This window comes from Paraclostridium sp. MRS3W1, assembly GCF_032465715.1.
Lineage (GTDB): Bacteria > Bacillota > Clostridia > Peptostreptococcales > Peptostreptococcaceae > Paraclostridium > Paraclostridium dentum.
In genome coordinates this window covers 1-18402 of record NZ_JAWDJM010000120.1, presented here as the reverse complement: position 1 = coordinate 18402, position 18402 = coordinate 1, and the positions used below count along the sequence as shown (strand labels likewise).

Here is an 18402-nt window from a genome sequence, read left to right as displayed (position 1 = left end):
AGATTTGTATAAGAGACTAATCTAAACATTATGGGAGTGAGTAAAATGACAAGAGTTACATTACAAGATGTTAAAGATGCTAGAGAAACTATAAAAGACATAGTTAAAACAACTGATTTGTTAGAAAGCGTTAAGCTAAGTGAAAAGACTGGGGCAAACGTATATTATAAATGTGAAAACTTACAAAAGACTGGATCTTTTAAAGTAAGAGGAGCTTGCAATAAAATAGCAAGTTTAACTGATCAAGAGAAGGCAAACGGTGTTATAGCATCAAGTGCTGGAAACCATGCACAAGGTGTTGCACTTGGAGCTAAACTAAGCGGAATAAAAGCTACAATAGTAATGCCAGCTACTGCACCACTTGCAAAAGTTACTGCAACTAAAGGATATGGAGCAGAAGTAGTTCAAGAAGGTTTAGTATATGATGATGCATATGCAAAAGCTGTTGAAATACAAAAAGAAACTGGAGCAACTTTCTTACATCCATTCAATGACAAATATGTTATGGCTGGACAAGGAACAATAGCTCTTGAAATATTTGAACAATTAAATTCAAATGTTGACACTATATTATGCCCAATCGGTGGAGGGGGAATAATAGCTGGTATAGCAACTGCTGCTAAAGCTTTAAACCCAAATGTTAAAATAATAGGTGTTCAAACTGCTAACATACCATCAATGAAAGAATCTATAGAACAAGGACATGTTACAACTGCATTTAAAGCTACTACAATAGCTGATGGTATAGCAGTTAAAACTCCTGGAGATCATACTTTTGAAATAATAAAAGAGTTAGTTGATGAAGTAATAGTTGTTGAAGAAACTGAAATAGCACAAGCTATGTTATTCTTATTAGAAAACCAAAAATTAGTATCAGAAGGTTCAGGGGCAGTATCAACAGCTGCATTATTAAGCGGAAAATACAAACCAGCTAAAGGTGAAAACGTTGTATGTGTAATATCTGGAGGTAACGTAGATGTTAACACATTATACAGAGTTATAGGAACTGCATTAACTTCAGAAGGTAGAAGATATGCATTCAAAACTAAAATACAAGATAAGCCAGGCGGATTAGCTGAGTTAACTCAAATAATAAGTGGATTAAATGCAAACATATTAAATGCAAATATGACAAGACCACCAAAAGAAACTCTTGGAAGTTTATATCTTGAAATAGAATTAGAAACATTCGACCAAGCTCATATAGATAAAATAAAATCAGCAGTAGAGTCTGCAGGGTTTGCAATAGAAGATTAATTTATGATATAATGGGTATATAATAAAAAAGTGAAATTATGCTTGCATAATTTCCACTTTTTTACTATATTCTGTATACAATATATACAATTTAGTAGTATAATATTACTGAAAAAAGTATAATATAAAAACAAAACCTATATAAAAGAAGGAGAGATTGATTATGAAACAAGTAATACATACAGAAAAGGCTCCTAAAGCAATAGGACCATACTCTCAAGCTATAAAAAATGGAAACATGGTATTCGTATCAGGACAAGTTCCATTTAACCCAGAAACTATGGAAATAGTTGAAGGTGGAGCAAAAGAGCAAGCTGCTAGATCATTAGAAAGCTTAAAAGAAATATTAGCTGCATCAGGAGCAACTTTTGCAGATGTAGTTAAGACTACAGTATTCATAAGTGATATGAATGATTTTGCTGAAATAAATGAAGTATACGCTTCTTTCTTCGGTGAAAACAAACCAGCTAGATCTTGTGTAGAAGTAGCTAGATTACCAAGAGATGTTAAAGTTGAAATAGAAGCTATAGCTATAGTAAAATAATAATAGACTTTAAAATGGCCATACCTCTTTATAGGATGGTCATTTTATGAGTTAAGCGACTATTGGAAATCATTTACAAAACAAAAGAAAAAAGACAATTTGATGAAAAGAGGTATTATTAATGGCTAAAGATTATAGTGTATTTGATGTCGTAGGACCAAATATGATAGGTCCATCAAGCTCGCACACTGCAGGTGCTGCAAGATTAGGGAAAATGGCATTAAAAATAGCAGGTAAACCTGTTAAAGATGTTAAGTTCTACTTACATGGATCATTCGCAGAAACATACAAAGGACATGGAACAGATAAAGCGTTAGTTGGAGGTATATTAGGATTCCAACCAGACGACGCTAGAATAAGAAATTCTTTCGATTTAGCTAAAGAATTAGGTGTAAGCTTTGAATTCATTAAAGCTAACTTAGGAGAAAACGAACATCCTAACACAGTTAAAATGGAAATGACTTTAGAAGATGGGTCTAAGGCAGAAGTTAAAGGAGCATCTATAGGTGGTGGAAACATTAAACTTACTGAAATGGACGGATTACCACTTGACTTTAACGGTTCTAGACCAGCAGTTATACTTGAAATAAAAGACATACCAGGAGCTGTATCTTTCGTAACTGGACTTCTTGCTCATAACAACAAGAATATAGCAAATATGTCTACTAATAAGCCAGCTGGAGCTGAGTATACATTCGTTACAATAGAAACAGATGAAGCTTTAGATGTTGATGTATTAGATCAATTAAGAAAATTTGAAGTTATAGCGAAAGCTGTAGTTTTAGACAAATTCTAATGAGTAAGGAAGGGTGACAGAATATGAAATACAACTTTACAAGCGGAGCAGAATTAATAGAAAAATGTAAAGAATTTAACATGACTATAGGTCAATTATGTTTAGAAAGAGAAGCTGAATTAAGCGGACTTTCTAAAGAAGAAGTAAGAGAAAAAATGGCTGTTAGTTTAGATATAATGAAAAAAGCTACTGAAAGAGCTGTAACAGAAGATATAAAATCTGTTGGAGGTTTAATAGGTGGAGAAGCTAAAAAATTAGAAAATCACAGAAACACTCAAAAAACAGTTTGTGGTGGACTAATGAATAAAGCTTTAGCTGCTGCAATGGGAACAATGGAAGTAAATGCTTCTATGGGTCTTATAGTTGCTGCACCTACAGCTGGTTCTTGCGGTATATTACCAGGAGCGATAGTTACTATAGGGAAAGAATATGGATTCAGTGATGATGAAATGTTAGATGCATTATTTACAGCATCAGCTATAGGAGCTATAATAACTAGAAATGCAACTGTTGCAGGAGCTGAAGGTGGATGCCAAGCTGAAACTGGTGCTGCAGCTGCAATGAGTGCTGCTGGTATAGTTGAGTTAATGGGTGGAAGTGTAGAAGCTGCTGTTGCTGCTGCATCTCACTGTTTACAAAATGTAATGGGATTAGTTTGTGATCCAATAGCAGGTCTTGTTGAAGTTCCTTGTCAAGGAAGAAATGCTATAGGTGTTGCTAATGCTTTAATATCTGCAGAACTTTGTTTAGCTGGAATATTAAATATAATACCATTTGATGAAACTGTTGAAGCTATGTATAAAGTTGGTAGAGGTCTTCCAATGGAGTTAAGAGAAACTGCATTAGGTGGAGTTGCTGCTACTTGTACAGGAAACTGCTTAACTAAAAAAATATTCGGATAATAAAAAAGAGGCTATTAGCCTCTTTTTTTAATGTCTTCTTCTACGATTTTTTTTATTTGAATAAATATTGCTTTTTTTCTTAGCGTATATATTTTTTCTTCTTTTCTTTCTTCTTACCTTTTTCTTAACTAAAACTAACACAATGAAAAGTACAACTATTACAATTGCACCAATTATAATTGATTGGAAGCTTTTTACTATTGGGTTGTTCAATATTGATGAAAATACATTTGTAACATCATTTTGAGCTATTAGAGGGATGTTTGCAACAGGATTTTCACCTTTATCCTTATAAACTTCTAATGTACCTACAGTATCACCTTTTTTTATTGGAAGCTTTATATTATTTAAATTAGCTTTAGCTTCAAATGTAGGAGTAGTTTCACCTTTATTAATAACTGTATAATAACTATACTTAGGTGCGTATTCTAATTTTCTTCCTTTTGCATACCATATAAACTTAGAGTCTACAAAATCATTTTTCTCAATCGCTTTTTGAGACTTGAAATTATCAAATCCGTAATCTAAAAGAGTTCTACTATCTGTATATAAGTTAGGTTCACCATCTGCTTTAAATACAGTAGCAACTAATCTCATATCATCTTTTTTGGCGCTAGAAAGTAAACACTTACCAGCATCATCTGTATATCCAGTTTTTATACCATCTACTATGTCATACTTAATATCTGTATTTTGTCCTTTATAAGGAGTAGTAGTAGTTCCTGTTAAAAATTTGTTTGTGTTAATTAATGTTCTTTCTGGTGATAAATTTGTAGCCGGTACTTTTATTGTTTTTTTATTTACTATGTTTCTAAAATCTTCATTATTCATTGCTTCTCTTGCCATTAAAGCCATATCATAAGCTGATGTGTAATGTTCAGGGTCAGGTAATCCATTTGGATTATGGAAATGAGTATTCTTAGCACCTATCTTTTTAGCTTCTTCGTTCATTAAATTTGCAAATTCTGGAATAGATCCACTAATATGTTGAGCTAAAACAACAGCTGCATCATTTCCAGAAACTAAAAGTAAACCTTCTAATAGTTGCCTAACTGTAACTTGCTCCCCTGGAACTAAATACATACTTGTTCCACCTACAGTTCCTATATTACCAACAGTTACAACCTCATCTAGGTTTTTGGCATATTTTAACGTAAGGTAGGCAGTCCACATCTTAGTTGTAGATGCTGGGTATAAATTTGCATTAGAATTTTTTTCATATAAAACTTTTCCACTTGTATAATCCATTAAAACTGCATATTGAGCAGATATATTAGGAGGTGGTGTTTCTGCGAATGAAATATTACCAAATGCAAATAAATTAACAAAAGTTATTATGAATGATAATAATACTGATACTTTTTTAAACATTTTTTGTCCTCCGATTGTAAACTTATATTTTAGTATAACATATTTATGTCAATAATCAAATTTGAAGGAGTGATAAAATGAAGCAGAAGAAAAATTTTATTATTATAATAGTGATTATTGCCATAAGTTCAGTTTTTTTAATTAAAAATAATAAATTTATAGAAAAAAATGATTCTTATGTTGTAAGTGGTGCAGAAAGTGAAAAATCTAATTTAGAAAATAATGATATTGAAAAAAATGATAATAACCAAGGGGATTTCTCGAAAATAGAAAATATTGAAGATGTAAAAACTGTTGATAAAACTGAAAATATGACTAAAAAAATTAGTATTTATATAAGTGGAGCTGTAAATTCTCCTGGAGTTGTAGAACTAAAAAGCAATGATAGATTAATGGAAGGTGTAAAACTTTGTGATGGACTTACTGATGAAGCTGACACAAATAGAATTAATTTAGCTATGAAAGTTAAGGATGAGGGTCATTATATAATACCTAAAGAAGGTGAAGAAATAGCACTTAATGATTCAAATGAAAATGTTGAAAATAACAACAATGATGGTAATGATAGCACTGAGGGCGATAATAAAAAAATAAATATAAATGGTGCATCTAAAGAAGAATTAGATTCATTACCTGGAGTTGGAGAGGTTACCGCACAAAAAATAATAGATTACAGAGAAGAAAATAAGGAGTTTAAATCAATTGACGAAATAAAAAATGTAAAAGGGATAGGTGAAAATAAATTTAATGATTTGAAGGATTATATCTGTATTCAATAAATGCTAATTATGATATTATTAGTTATGTAATGCTTTAAAGAAAGGAGACATAATTATGGAAATGATGAAAAGACTTACAGATATGACAACTTCAGGAGGGTGAGCCGCTAAAATAGGGCCAGAGGTACTGGCATCGGTATTATCTCAATTACCTAAAAATACATCGGATAAAAAAGAAAATTTATTAGTTGGACTTGAAACTTCAGATGATGCGGCTGTTTATAAATTAAATGATGAAACAGCTTTAATTCAAACTTTAGATTTTTTCACTCCAATGATAGATGATCCGTACATATTTGGACAAATAGCAGCATCTAACTCATTATCAGATGTTTATGCTATGGGAGGAAAGCCTTTAGTTGCCATGAACATAGTATGTTTCCCAGCATGTCATGATATGAATGTACTAGCAGAAATATTAAAAGGTGGAATGGATAAGGTAAAAGAAAGTGGAGCTTTATTAGTTGGAGGACACACTGTTGATGATAAAGAACCTAAATATGGGTTATCAGTATCAGGAACAGTACATCCTGATAAAGTTTTATCTAATGCAACTGCAAAAGTAGGGGATAAACTAGTTATAACTAAGCCTATAGGAGTAGGGATATTAAATACTGCTATGAAAGAAGGTTTAGTAGATGAAGAAACTTCTAAAATCGTAGTTGAAACTATGGTTCATTTAAATAAATATGCAGCTATGAGCTTTGATAATATAAAGGTAAACTCAGTTACAGATATAACAGGATTTGGACTTTTAGGACATGCATTAGAGATGGCAAAAGCATCAGACGTTAGTATGGAACTAAATGCTAATGAGATTCCTATATTAAATGGTGCTATTGACATGGCTAAAATGGGAATAATACCAGCTGGTATGTATAGAAATAAACAATATATATCAAGTGATGTTAAATTAGAAAACATAGAAGAAGCTATGGAAGATATATTATATGACCCTCAAACATCAGGAGGATTACTTATTTCTGTAGAAAGTAATCTAGCAGATATATTAGTAGAAGATATGAAGAAGAATGGGTCTATAGAAGCTAAAATAATAGGAACTGTTGTAGATAAAGAAGAAAAGTATATAACAGTAAAGTAATGACTTAAGGGGAGAGGAACTTTAATGAATAAAAGAGAATTATTTGCTCAATTACCTTCAGTAGATGAGATGTTAAACCAAGAAATGATAATAAATGCGTTAAATGAATATCCAAGAAATATTTTACTTGAAGGTATAAGAGAATCTATAGAAGAAAAAAGAAGAGAAATAGTAGAATTAAAAGAGGAAAATTTTGATAAGTTTGATATAACTATAGATGAAGTAGTGAGAAACACAATTAATAAATGTAATTTAAAATACTCATTATCATTAAAGAAAGTGATAAATGCTACAGGAACAGTACTTCATACAAATCTAGGAAGATCACTTCTTAGTGAAAGTATAAAAGATGAGCTTTGGGAAGCGGCATCTAGATATTCAAACTTGGAATATGATATAGATAAAGGACAAAGGGGTTCAAGATATACCCATTTAACAGATACTATAAAACGATTGACTGGGGCTGAAGATGTATTAGTAGTTAATAATAATGCAGCAGCTGTACTACTGGTATTAAGCACTATGGCAAAAGGTGGGGAAGCTATAGTATCTAGAGGTGAGTTAGTTGAAGTTGGTGGTTCTTTTAGAATACCGAGTATAATGGCGTTGAGTGGAGCTGACCTAGTTGAAGTTGGTTCAACTAATAAAACACATTTAAAAGATTATGAAGAAGCAATAAATGAAAATACTAAAGTTCTTATGAAAGTTCACACAAGTAATTATAGAATACTTGGATTTACACAAAGTGTGGATGTAGATGAATTATGTGAACTAGGCAAAAAACATGATCTACCTGTAATTGAGGATTTAGGTAGTGGTGTTTTCTTAGATATATCTAAGTATGGATTAAGTTATGAGCCAACAGTATTAGATTCTATTAGAAAAGGTGCAGATGTAGTTACTTTTAGTGGAGATAAGATGCTAGGTGGACCTCAAGCAGGTATTATAGTTGGTAAAAAAGAATATATTGAAAAAATGAAAAAGAATCAACTTACAAGAGCTTTAAGAGTAGATAAACTAACTATATGTGCTTTAGAAGCTACATTAAGAATGTACTTAGACGAAGAAAAAGCAAGAAAAGAAATTCCAACATTAAAAATGTTAACTTATACAATGGATGAATTAGAAGTAAAAGCTAACAACTTATATGAAAAAATAAAACATTTAGATAAATATGCAAATATAACAATTGAAGATGGATTATCTCAAGTTGGAGGGGGATCTATGCCTTTAGAGACTATAGATTCTAAAGTTATATCTATAACTCCTAAAAATATAAATGTTTCAACATTAGAAAAGAAACTTAGATTAAGTAATGCTCATATTATAGCTAGAGTTTATGATGATAAGTATGTATTAGATTCAAGAACTATATTTGAAGATGAATTTGAAATTGTAAAAAATGAATTAGAAAAAGCTTTAATAGGAGGTTAAACATGAAAAACGTAATAATAGGAACGGCTGGACATATAGACCACGGTAAAACCACTCTTATAAAAGCACTTACAGGAAGAGAAACAGATACATTAGCTGAAGAAAAGAAAAGAGGTATATCTATAAATTTAGGATTTACTTACTTTGACTTACCAAGTAATAAAAGAGCAGGTATTGTAGATGTTCCAGGACATGAAAAGTTTATAAAAAACATGTTAGCAGGAGCATCTGGACTTGATATGGTTTTATTAGTTGTTGCAGCTGATGAAGGGGTTATGCCTCAAACTGTAGAACATATGGATATTTTAACGTTTTTAAATATAAAAAAAGGAATGATAGTCTTAACTAAAAGTGACACTGTGGAAGAAGATTTCAGAGAGTTAGTAAAAGAGGATATAAGAGAAAAAGTTAAGGGGACATTTTTAGAAGATGCAGAAATTATAGAAGTAGACTCTATATCTAAAAAAGGTTTAGATAATCTTATCAATAAAATTGATAAAATGACTGATGAAATAGAAGATAAAAATCTAGACACTCCAGCTAGACTTAATATAGATAGAGTATTTTCTATAAAAGGATTTGGTACAGTTGTAACAGGGACTTTAATAGAAGGTAAGATAAGTATAGACGATGATCTAGTAATATACCCAAAAGAGCTTAAAACAAAGATAAGAAGTATACAAGTTCATGGAGAGGGTGTTGAAACAGCTTATGCAGGGCAAAGAACAGCTATAAACATATCTAATGTAAAAGTTGAAGAGATTAACAGGGGAGATGTGTTAGCATCACCTCATTCACTAGAAGAAGCAATGATGTTAGATGTTAGATTAAGTGTTGTTAAACATACAGATGCAGGACTTAAACACTGGGATAGATTAAGACTTTACCATGGTACTAGAGAAATACTTTGTAGAGCAGTACCGTTAGAGGTAGAAGAAATAATGCCAGGAGAAAGTGGCTTAGTTCAACTTAGACTTGAAGAAAGTATAGTTGCAAAAAAAGGAGATAAGTTTGTCGTTAGAAGATATTCTCCTATGGAAACAATAGGTGGAGGTATAGTTATAGATACTAACCCAAGAAAACATAAGAGATTTGATACTAACATAATAGAAGCTCTTAAAATAAAGGAAAAAGGAGAGCTTTCAGATATATTAGAAGCTTATTTAAAAAATAACTCTAGAAACTATCCTAATATAAAAGAAATTATGAGTTATAGTGGAGAGAGTGAAGATAATATAAATAAATCATTAGAAAAGCTTATAGGACAAGATAAAGTTATATGTATAAACAATATGTACATGCACATAAACCAATACAATACATTAAAAGAAAAAGCAGAAAGTGAACTTCAAGCATACCATAAGAAATTTAGATTAAGAGAGGGTATGTTAAAAGAAGAAGTCAGATCTAAAGTTGAAAGTAAATTTAAAACAAGAGATTTTGATGTTTTACTAGATTTATTTATAAATGATGATCTTATAAAAGTTAATGGAAATTTTATTTCGCTAAAGAAATTTAATGTTGTATTTAACGAAAAGCAAACAAAAATAAAAAATGAGATAGAGAAAATATTAAACAATGCAGGCTTAAATAATATTTATGCAATTGAAGATATAACTAATAATAAAAAAGAATATGAAGAAGTATTAGAATCTTTAATAGGAAATACTGTTGTAAGAATTGAGGATAGTTATTTAATGTCTTCAAAAGTATACAATGATGCTAAAGAAAAGCTTATAAAGTATTTAGAAGAAAATAAAGAAATAACTTTAGGTGATTATAGAGATTTAGTTAATTCAAGTAGAAAAAACTGTATGATAATATTAGAAGATTTTGATAGAAATAAGATTACAAAAAGAGTTGAAAATAAAAGAGTATTATTTTAAAAAAGGTAAGTAGTGGTGGCTTACTTGATATGTAGTTGTTTCGAAAACAATTACATATCAAGCTTTGCCTGACTACTTACTTTTTTTAATTTTGGATGGTGAAGGTTGAGTCTTTAAGATTAAATGAATCTTTAAGACCTGGAGTTAGGTATATTTTTTTATCTTTTGTTATAAATATTGCTTCTGTGTTTGGTAAAGATTTTATTAATTTAAGACCTTCTTTAGTTCCAAGTGAAAAAGCTGTAGTAGATAGTGCGTCGCAATTCATTGAATTGTTTGAGACTATAGTTACACTGCTAAGTTCATTTTCAACAGGGTACCCAGTTTTGGGGCTTAATATATGGTGATAAATTTTCCCGTCTTTTTCTATATATCTTTCATAAATTCCTGATGTAACTACTGAGTTATCTGTTGTTGATATACTTCCTATAGCATTTCCTCTAGGCTTAGTTGGATCTTGAACTCCTATATTAAATTTATTTTTACCATCCTTAGACCCAATTGTAAAAATATTTCCTCCTAAGTTTACTATAGATCCTTCAATTTTTTGTTTTTTAAGATATTCAACTACTTTGTCAGCAGCATAACCTTTAGCAATTCCCCCTAAGTCTAACTTTGTACCTTTATGTTTTAGCATTACGCTATTATTTTTTTCATCTAAAATTATGTTTTTATAATTTATCGTAGGTAAAACTGAATTTATTTCATCTTGACTAGGAACTCTAGCTTTTTCATTTCCTATATTCCATAGTTGAACTAATGAACCAACTGAAACATCAAAATGCCCATCTGATAAATCTGAAAAGTGAAGAGCTGTTTTTATGACTTTAAAAGTATCTGGGGATACTTTAGTATAAGACTTACCAGCATTTTCATTAATTTTGTAAATATCACTAGATAATGTAGATGGATTCATTTTATTATCTATGTCTTTTATTATATTTTCACAATTATTTAAAATATCATTAGCTTCTTTTTCATTAGATTTAGTGTATAGTGTAACTTCATTAACAGTACCTAGGTAGTACATAGTTTTTGAATATGTATTAATTTTTTGCCTAAAGATTAAAAATGAAAATATAGCTAAAATTGATAAAATTGCTATATAAAGTATAAGTTTTTTATTTTTCATGCTGTTTCCCCTTTATATTTATGATATATTTAATTATATTATAAATGCTTGGAGGATAAAAATGAAGAAAAACGATTTTTTTCTTATTTTATCAGTTTTAATCATAATAGGGATTTGGATAAGTTTTAGTTTTTTCAAAAACCAAGATAAAAGTGAAAAAATAGTTATATATTTAGATAATAAAGTATATAAAGAAATTCCTATTGATGCAACTGAAGACATAACTATAAAAACAGATTCTGGATTTAACAAGATTAAAATTCATGATAAAGGTGTTGAAGTCGTAGATGCATCATGTCCAGACAAAGTATGTGTGAAAACTGGATTTATAGATAAGTCTAATAAAAATATAGTGTGCATACCTAATAAGGTAAGTATAAAAATAATCAGTAATGAAAAAAATGATATAGACACAATAGCAAATTAAAAGTAGGTGAAGAAATGGTTAACATAGGAAACGATTGGGATGAAATATTAAAAGGTGAATTTGAAAAACCATATTATTTGAAATTAAGAGAATTTTTAAAAGAGGAATATAAAAATAATATTATATATCCTGATATGCATGACATATTTAATGCATTGAAATATACATCATACAAAGATACTAAAGTACTAATCTTAGGTCAAGATCCTTATCATGGAGAAAATCAAGCTCATGGGCTTGCATTTTCGGTAAAGCCTGGAGTAAAAACACCTCCATCTTTATTAAATATGTATAAAGAATTAAACTCAGAATTTGAATGCTTTATACCTAATAATGGATTTTTAGTTCCTTGGACAAAACAAGGTATATTACTATTAAATACAGCGCTTACAGTTAGAGCTCATGAAGCAAACTCTCATAAAGGAAAAGGATGGGAGACTTTCACAGATCATATAATAGAGACATTAAACTTAAGACAAGATCCTGTAATATTTGTTCTATGGGGAAATAATGCAAGAAGTAAGAAAAAGTTAATAGATACAAATAGACATTACATAATAGAATCTGCACATCCAAGTCCACTATCAGCTAGTAGAGGATTTTTTGGATCTAAACCATTTTCTCAGGTTAATGATATCTTAATTAAATTAGGAAAAGAGCCTATAGACTGGCAAATTCCAAATATATAAAATATATAATAAAAATAAAATCCTTTTAATATGTGAAAGGATTTTATTTTTTAAGGTTAAAAAAATTAAAATTTACAAAAATTAAAGTTAAATTATATAGAAAATTGTAAAAACATGAAAATGTTTGCTAAAAACAGTTGCATCAAAAAAAAATATATGGTAATATAAGTTTGTAAGTGAGAGTCCATATGGGGGTGGATGGGTGCTGGTGTGCCCTCTAGTCTTCAAAACTAGTATGAGGGGTTAAGAGCTTCTTGGGTGGGTTCGATTCCCACGCACTCCCGCCAATTAAATGAAAAGAACTTCTGTATAGAAGTTCTTTTTTTGCTTTTAATAACTTAATTATCTGCAAGGTTTTCTTTTTGGCTCATTGTAAATTGTTTAAGGTCATTATCCCATATATATAATTCTTTTGAAATGTCCTTAGAAAAGGAATTATCATTTGATGAGATTGTTGAGACATATAGTATTTGGGGAGGGTAGTCGTCTAGAAAGTCCATACTTCCAGATACTTTAATTTTATCATTACTTTTTAAATCTATTTTTTCGAAATATAGATCTTTTTTTAGTTTAGATGAATACTTAAGTCCTTCTTGATAAAATATCTCTATAAATTTTTTATCATTTGAGTATGTAGTTTCATCTTCACAGTTTTGCTCAACTACTAAAAAATCTTTATAAAAATAAAATTCATTTATATCGTCTAAATTATCTACAATTGAATCAAATGAGTAAGTATTATCTTTATTTTTTACATAAAATGATATAAAAGATTTATTTTGAGGCAATCTTATAGAGAATGCTATATAGTTATTTGGACCATTTTCTAAATTTTTATTAATATCGAGTTGCATATAATCTATATATCTTATAAAATCTTCTTTATTAGTATCTTTTAAAATCTGAACAATCAAATTATAATTATCGTTATTAGATAGGGATTCTATAATATCTGAATGGATATTATTTTTAGAAGAACTTACGTCGAGTATTAAAAGCAGTGAAACTAATACATTTATTATAAGTATATAAAATAGAAAGTTAATTAATTTTTTCAAAGCATCACCCCTATTTGTATAATCGATATTAAATTATATTCTTGCACATGAAAAAAATTACACAAGGAGATATTTAAAGCATGAACAAAAATTTTAAAACTAGAACAGGTCTTATAATCGGAAATGAAGGAATTGAAAAATTACAAAATTCAAATGTAATTGTATTTGGAGTTGGAGGAGTAGGAAGTTTTGCTGCAGAGGCTATAGCTAGAGCCGGTGTAGGCAAGATGACTATTGTAGACTTTGATGATGTAGACATAACTAATATAAATAGACAAATACCAGCACTTCACTCAACTGTAGGAAAATACAAAGTTGATGTAATGAAAGATAGAATTTTAGATATAAACCCAAATATAGATATAAAAGCAATAAGAGCAAAATATACAGCTGAAAATAGTGAAGAAATATTATGCGAAGAATATGATTATGTTATAGATGCTATAGACATGGTTACTTCTAAAATTCATTTGATAGAAACTTGTGTTAAAAAGAATTTAAATATAATAAGTTCTATGGGTATGGGAAATAAGCTAGATCCTACAAAAATAGTAGTTACGGATATATATAAAACTCAAATGTGCCCACTTGCTAAAGTTATGAGAAAAGAATTGAGAGATAGAAAGATAAAAAAATTAAAGGTTGTTTATTCAACAGAGCAACCTGTAGAGTTAAAAGAAAAAATTATGAATGGAAAGAAAATAACTCCAGGAAGTATATCGTTTGTACCTTCAGTAGGGGGGCTTACAATAGCATCTGTAGTAGTAAATGATTTAATAAAGTAAACTAAGTAAAAAAGTGATTTTGGCTAGTGCTACATGTTAATGAATAATTTATCTCCATACAGGCTTTAAAATCTCGCCTGTAAATGTCGATTAAATTATTCATTAACACTTCGCAAGCTACAATCACTTTTTTTATTTACTTTACTATTTAGGTGGTGATGAGGTGGTTATGGTGTTTCCATCACTGTAAAAGGACAAGTGACCTTGTTTATCAGTTCTGTAGACTTTTGTGTTTGTTTTTGATAAATTAAGTAGAGTTTCTTTATGTGGATGTCCGTATTCGTTATCATACCCACAAGATATAACTGCGACATCAGGAGTTATAGTGTTTATAAAATCTTCACCTGAAGAGCTTTTGCTGCCGTGATGAGCAACTTTTAAAAAATTTATATTACTTAAGTTAAAACTATTTAATATTTCTTGTTCATTTTCTAATGTGCAGTCACCTGTAAATAAAAATGATTTTTTACCATAGTCTAATTTGAAGACGATAGAGTTTGAGTTATTATCTAAATGGGTATAAGAAGGATTTAAGACGGTTAATTTTATGTTATTGTCTAAATTTATGACATTTCCTTTTTCAAGGAATTGAGGATGAATATTTTTCATGCTACAAGATTGAACTAGATTGTAATATGAATCACTATTTACTTCTTTATTTGGAAGATAAACTTTGGAAATTTCAAATTTATCAATAACAGCATCTAAACTTCCTATATGGTCAGTATCTGGATGAGTAGCTATAACGAAATCTATAGTTTTTACTTTTTTAGATTTTAAAAACTTTTTTATAATAAGAGAGCTATCTTCATCTCCTCCATCAACTAATATGTTAGTTTTATTTGGAGTTTGAATTAAGATACTGTCACCTTGACCTACATCTATTATATGTACTGATAGGAGCGTTTTTTTGCCACAACCAACCAAAAGTGTTATTATAATAAATGTTAAACATATGATTTTTTTCATTAAATACTCCAATCATTACCTGTTTATATTGAATAAATAAAGATAATATTAATAAATAAAAACATTATTTATTAGTTTTGACTTTAAACTTAAAATTAATTCAAATGAACGGTAAAGTTGGGTATATAAATTAATATATAAGCATCAAAAGGAGAGTTATTTATGATTTTTAAAGAAATTGATATAAATGCATATGAAGAGTTAAAACCTTTTTTCCATCATGTTGATTATGAAGCCTGTGAATATTGTTTCACTACTTTATATATGTGGAGACATGTTTATAAAACTAGTTATTATGCAAATGATGATTTTGCTTTAATTGTTGGAGAATATGAAGGAGATAGATTTTCTGTACTTCCATTAGCAAAAAAAGATAAAATACATGAAGCTTTAGAATTTATGGTTAATTACTTCAAGCATGAAGATCATCAAATTTACTTAAGAGCTGTTACAAAAGAGGTTGTTGAGTTGCTTCAAAAAGATTATCCAGGTAAGTTTAAATATATAGAAGAAAGAGACTATTTTGACTATGTATATGATGCTGAGGCTCTAAGAACATTAAAGGGAAGAAAAAATCAAAAGAAAAGAAATCATCTAAATTATTTCTTAAAAGAATATGAAGGAAGATTTGAATATAAGAAATTAGGTAAAAAAGAGTTTGATGATTGTATAGAACTTTTAAAAGCTTGGGCTAGCAATAAAGCTGAACAAGGCGATGTAGATGATGGAATAGATGATGAATTTATAGGAATTAAAAAAATATTTGATAATTATGATGTATTAGAAGACGAAGTTAAAGTAGCTGGAGTATATATAGATAATAAGTTAGAAGCATTTACTATAGGTGAATATATAAATGACGATATGGCACTTATTCATATTGAAAAAGCTAATCCAGAAATCAGAGGATTATATCAATATATAAATCAACAATTTTTAGTACATGAATTTGAAAATGTAGAGTTTGTAAATAGAGAAGAAGACCTAGGAATTGAAGGACTTAGAAAAGCTAAGCTTTCATATCATCCATGTAAATTTGTAGAAAAGTATACTGTTATGGAGGCATAAAATGGATATAAGATATGCTAAGGGTGAAGATTTAGAGGATTTAAAAGATATTTGGAATTATTGCTTTGGAGATGAAGAATCATTTGTTGAGTACTACTTTAACAACAAGTATAAGCCTGAAAATACTGTCATTGTTAAAGAAGATGATGAACTTAAGTCTTCTCTTCAATTAAATCAATATAAAATAAAGTTAAATGAAAAAGTTTACGAGACGTCATATGTAGTAGGTGTTTCTACGTTTCCAAATGCAAGAGGTAAAGGATACATGAAAGATATGATGGACTTTTCATTAAATGAACTTTATAAAAAAGGACAAGTAGTTTCGTTACTTATGCCTATAGACTATAGATTATATAAAAAGTATGGATATGAGCATTGTTATGATCAATTAGAATATAAACTTGATATAGCTGGTTTAAAACAATTTAAAATAAATGGAGATTTTGAAAAAATAAATGAAAGTCATATAGATTATATGATTGATATTTATAACGAGTTTGTATCTAAATGCAATGGATATGTTGTTAGAGATAAATTTTATTATGAAAATTTATTTAAAGAAATAAAATGTGAAAATGGTCATATTTACATACATAAAGATAATGACTATGATGGATATATAATATATTTCATTATGGGAGATACTATGTTTGTAAGAGAAATGTGTTATAAGAATATAAATTCTTTGAAGTCTATGTTAAAGTTTATTTTCAACCACAACACTCAATGCAAAAATATAAAATTAATGGCTCCTATTACAGATAGTTTAAGATTTATATTATCAAACTTAAAGGATAATGAGATAAGTTTAAAACCGTTTATGATGGGAAGAGTTATAAATGTTGAAGACTTTTTAAATGACATTTATATAAAAAATAAGGATTTAGATAGTGTATATATAAAAATTGATGATAATCAAATAAAAGAAAATGATAATGTTTTTGAAGTTAAGATTTTAAATAATAAAATAGTAGCTAAAAAAAGCAATAGTGAAGCTGACTTTAAGTTGAGTATAAATAATTTAAGTCAAATGGCTTTTGAGTACACTGATATAAATCAAATTTTATTTGTGGAAAATATTGAGGTAACAGATAAAAATAAAAAGGCAATAGATTTACTAAATTCTATATTTAATAAAAAAGAAAATTATATAAATGAATATGTATAAGGAAAAAGTATTTACTTTTTCCTTTTTTTGATTTAAAAAATCTTATATGTACATAATTTAGAAAAGTATGTCTAGGAGATTTTTTATGAGAAGGCCAATATTTATAGCGTTTTGTATAATGATAAGTGTAAGCTTTATTGTTACAAGTTTTTATACAAAAGAAGATTATAAAAATGATAAAAATTGTACTATAGAAATGGAAGGACTAGTTAAAAATAAAGTAAATAAAAATAATTATGTCCAATACCAGATTGAAGATTATTTAATAAATGATTATTCTAATAAAATAGATATAAAGCCAGGTCAAATTCTAAGCTTTAAAGGTACGTTAAAAAAACATGAAAACTTTAAGGATGAAAAATTTGATTATAGTAGGTACCTAAAGAGCAAAGGGTATAAAGGGATTGTAGAAATAAATGATTATAAAATTATTGGAGATAATTTTATTTATATCAAATTATTTAACATAAAAGATAAAATAAGTAAAACAATAAAGTATTTATATAAAGACAAATCTAAATTTATAAATTCGATAATTTTAGGTGAAAAAGAAGGAATAGATTCAGAAGTAAATGAAATCTTTTCTAAAACTGGAGTAAGTCACATTTTAGCTTTATCAGGACTTCATGTAAGTATACTTATAACTATAATTGGATTTAGCTTTGGGAAAATAAACAATTTGCTTAAATTTGCTTTTTTAGCTTTTATACTGTGGAGCTACAGTATTATGGTTGGACAATCTCCATCTATAATAAGAGCTATAGTTTGTAGCTTAATATCTTATTTGGCAATTTTTGTAGAAAAAAGGTCAGATAGTATAAATAACCTGTCTATTGTAGGTATTTCCTTAATAATAAATAATCCTTATGTGATTTATAATATAAGTTTCCAATTGTCTTTTCTTGCAACATTGTCTATAATATACTTCTATGGTTATATAAATGAAAAAATAAAAGTTAAGACACTATCTCTTACTTTAGCGGCTAATATATTAACATCTCCAATAGTTTATTTATATTTTAAAAATACATCTAT

18 protein-coding genes and 1 tRNA gene are annotated in these 18402 nt (G+C 28.6%); 15 read left to right on the top strand and 4 right to left on the bottom strand.

Features of this window, described 5'->3' with window-relative positions; translation table 11 throughout:
* Positions 1–45 precede the first annotated feature (45 nt).
* The 4 genes from ilvA (at position 46) to sdaAA (ending at position 3499) form a co-directional block, all read left to right on the top strand.
* Positions 46–1257, top strand: coding sequence for a threonine ammonia-lyase (gene ilvA / locus RWY47_RS09770; protein WP_021429923.1), 1212 nt, complete (start codon positions 46–48; stop codon positions 1255–1257).
* Between the two features lie 160 nt (positions 1258–1417).
* On the top strand, positions 1418–1801 hold the full coding sequence (locus RWY47_RS09765) for a RidA family protein (protein ID WP_025162072.1): 384 nt from the start codon (positions 1418–1420) through the stop codon (positions 1799–1801).
* A gap of 121 nt (positions 1802–1922) precedes the next feature.
* A complete protein-coding gene (gene sdaAB / locus RWY47_RS09760) occupies positions 1923–2597 on the top strand; it encodes an L-serine ammonia-lyase, iron-sulfur-dependent subunit beta (RefSeq protein WP_021429814.1) in 675 nt (224 codons plus the stop codon).
* A gap of 23 nt (positions 2598–2620) precedes the next feature.
* The gene (gene sdaAA / locus RWY47_RS09755) at positions 2621–3499 is read left to right on the top strand and encodes an L-serine ammonia-lyase, iron-sulfur-dependent, subunit alpha (protein ID WP_021432068.1); all 879 of its coding nucleotides are present in this window, start codon (positions 2621–2623) and stop codon (positions 3497–3499) included.
* 27 nt (positions 3500–3526) lie between these two features.
* On the opposite strand, the gene RWY47_RS09750 is transcribed toward sdaAA, so the two are convergent.
* A complete protein-coding gene (locus RWY47_RS09750) occupies positions 3527–4870 on the bottom strand; it encodes a D-alanyl-D-alanine carboxypeptidase family protein (protein ID WP_224170454.1) in 1344 nt (447 codons plus the stop codon).
* Positions 4871–4947: 77 nt separating this feature from the next.
* On the opposite strand from RWY47_RS09750, the gene RWY47_RS09745 reads away from it, so the two are divergent.
* The 4 genes from RWY47_RS09745 to selB are packed head-to-tail and all read left to right on the top strand — an operon-like array spanning position 4948 to position 10071.
* Positions 4948–5649, top strand: a complete 702-nt coding sequence (locus RWY47_RS09745) for a helix-hairpin-helix domain-containing protein (RefSeq protein ID WP_150842162.1) — start codon at positions 4948–4950, stop codon at positions 5647–5649.
* A 55-nt stretch (positions 5650–5704) separates the two neighbouring features.
* Positions 5705–6751 (top strand): selenide, water dikinase SelD, encoded by a 1047-nt coding sequence (gene selD / locus RWY47_RS09740; RefSeq protein WP_081712357.1) that lies wholly within the window; start codon positions 5705–5707, stop codon positions 6749–6751.
* Between the two features lie 24 nt (positions 6752–6775).
* Entirely contained in the window at positions 6776–8185 is a 1410-nt protein-coding gene (gene selA, locus RWY47_RS09735; RefSeq protein WP_150842163.1) for an L-seryl-tRNA(Sec) selenium transferase, read from the top strand.
* A gap of 2 nt (positions 8186–8187) precedes the next feature.
* On the top strand, positions 8188–10071 hold the full coding sequence (gene selB / locus RWY47_RS09730; RefSeq protein WP_150842164.1) for a selenocysteine-specific translation elongation factor: 1884 nt from the start codon (positions 8188–8190) through the stop codon (positions 10069–10071).
* An 85-nt stretch (positions 10072–10156) separates the two neighbouring features.
* On the opposite strand, the gene RWY47_RS09725 is transcribed toward selB, so the two are convergent.
* On the bottom strand, positions 10157–11203 hold the full coding sequence (locus RWY47_RS09725; RefSeq protein ID WP_168932196.1) for an FAD:protein FMN transferase: 1047 nt from the start codon (positions 11201–11203) through the stop codon (positions 10157–10159).
* A gap of 61 nt (positions 11204–11264) precedes the next feature.
* Between RWY47_RS09725 and RWY47_RS09720 the strand changes: the two genes are divergently transcribed.
* From RWY47_RS09720 to RWY47_RS09710, 3 genes are all read left to right on the top strand, one after another.
* Positions 11265–11630: a NusG domain II-containing protein gene (locus tag RWY47_RS09720; protein WP_021432075.1), complete on the top strand. Its 366-nt coding sequence runs from the start codon at positions 11265–11267 to the stop codon at positions 11628–11630.
* A 14-nt stretch (positions 11631–11644) separates the two neighbouring features.
* On the top strand, positions 11645–12319 hold the full coding sequence (locus tag RWY47_RS09715; RefSeq protein ID WP_021429882.1) for a uracil-DNA glycosylase: 675 nt from the start codon (positions 11645–11647) through the stop codon (positions 12317–12319).
* Positions 12320–12509: 190 nt separating this feature from the next.
* Positions 12510–12606: transfer RNA gene (locus RWY47_RS09710), tRNA-Sec, on the top strand.
* A gap of 51 nt (positions 12607–12657) precedes the next feature.
* On the opposite strand, the gene RWY47_RS09705 is transcribed toward RWY47_RS09710, so the two are convergent.
* On the bottom strand, positions 12658–13377 hold the full coding sequence (locus tag RWY47_RS09705) for a hypothetical protein (protein WP_150842167.1): 720 nt from the start codon (positions 13375–13377) through the stop codon (positions 12658–12660).
* Between the two features lie 80 nt (positions 13378–13457).
* Between RWY47_RS09705 and RWY47_RS09700 the strand changes: the two genes are divergently transcribed.
* A complete protein-coding gene (locus RWY47_RS09700; RefSeq protein WP_035114563.1) occupies positions 13458–14162 on the top strand; it encodes a tRNA threonylcarbamoyladenosine dehydratase in 705 nt (234 codons plus the stop codon).
* Positions 14163–14306: 144 nt separating this feature from the next.
* Here RWY47_RS09700 and RWY47_RS09695 read toward each other — a convergent pair whose 3' ends face one another.
* Complete coding sequence (locus RWY47_RS09695) at positions 14307–15131, bottom strand: ComEC/Rec2 family competence protein (RefSeq protein WP_021429800.1); 825 nt, start codon at positions 15129–15131, stop codon at positions 14307–14309.
* 162 nt (positions 15132–15293) lie between these two features.
* Here RWY47_RS09695 and RWY47_RS09690 point away from each other — a divergent pair, with 162 nt between their 5' ends.
* The 3 genes from RWY47_RS09690 to RWY47_RS09680 all read left to right on the top strand — a co-directional run.
* Positions 15294–16199 (top strand): DUF2156 domain-containing protein, encoded by a 906-nt coding sequence (locus RWY47_RS09690; RefSeq protein WP_025162065.1) that lies wholly within the window; start codon positions 15294–15296, stop codon positions 16197–16199.
* Between the two features lies 1 nt (position 16200).
* On the top strand, positions 16201–17367 hold the full coding sequence (locus RWY47_RS09685) for a GNAT family N-acetyltransferase (RefSeq protein ID WP_142730490.1): 1167 nt from the start codon (positions 16201–16203) through the stop codon (positions 17365–17367).
* 85 nt (positions 17368–17452) lie between these two features.
* Positions 17453–18402 (top strand): ComEC/Rec2 family competence protein (locus tag RWY47_RS09680; protein WP_316030311.1); only part of this gene is annotated, 950 nt, incomplete at its 3' end.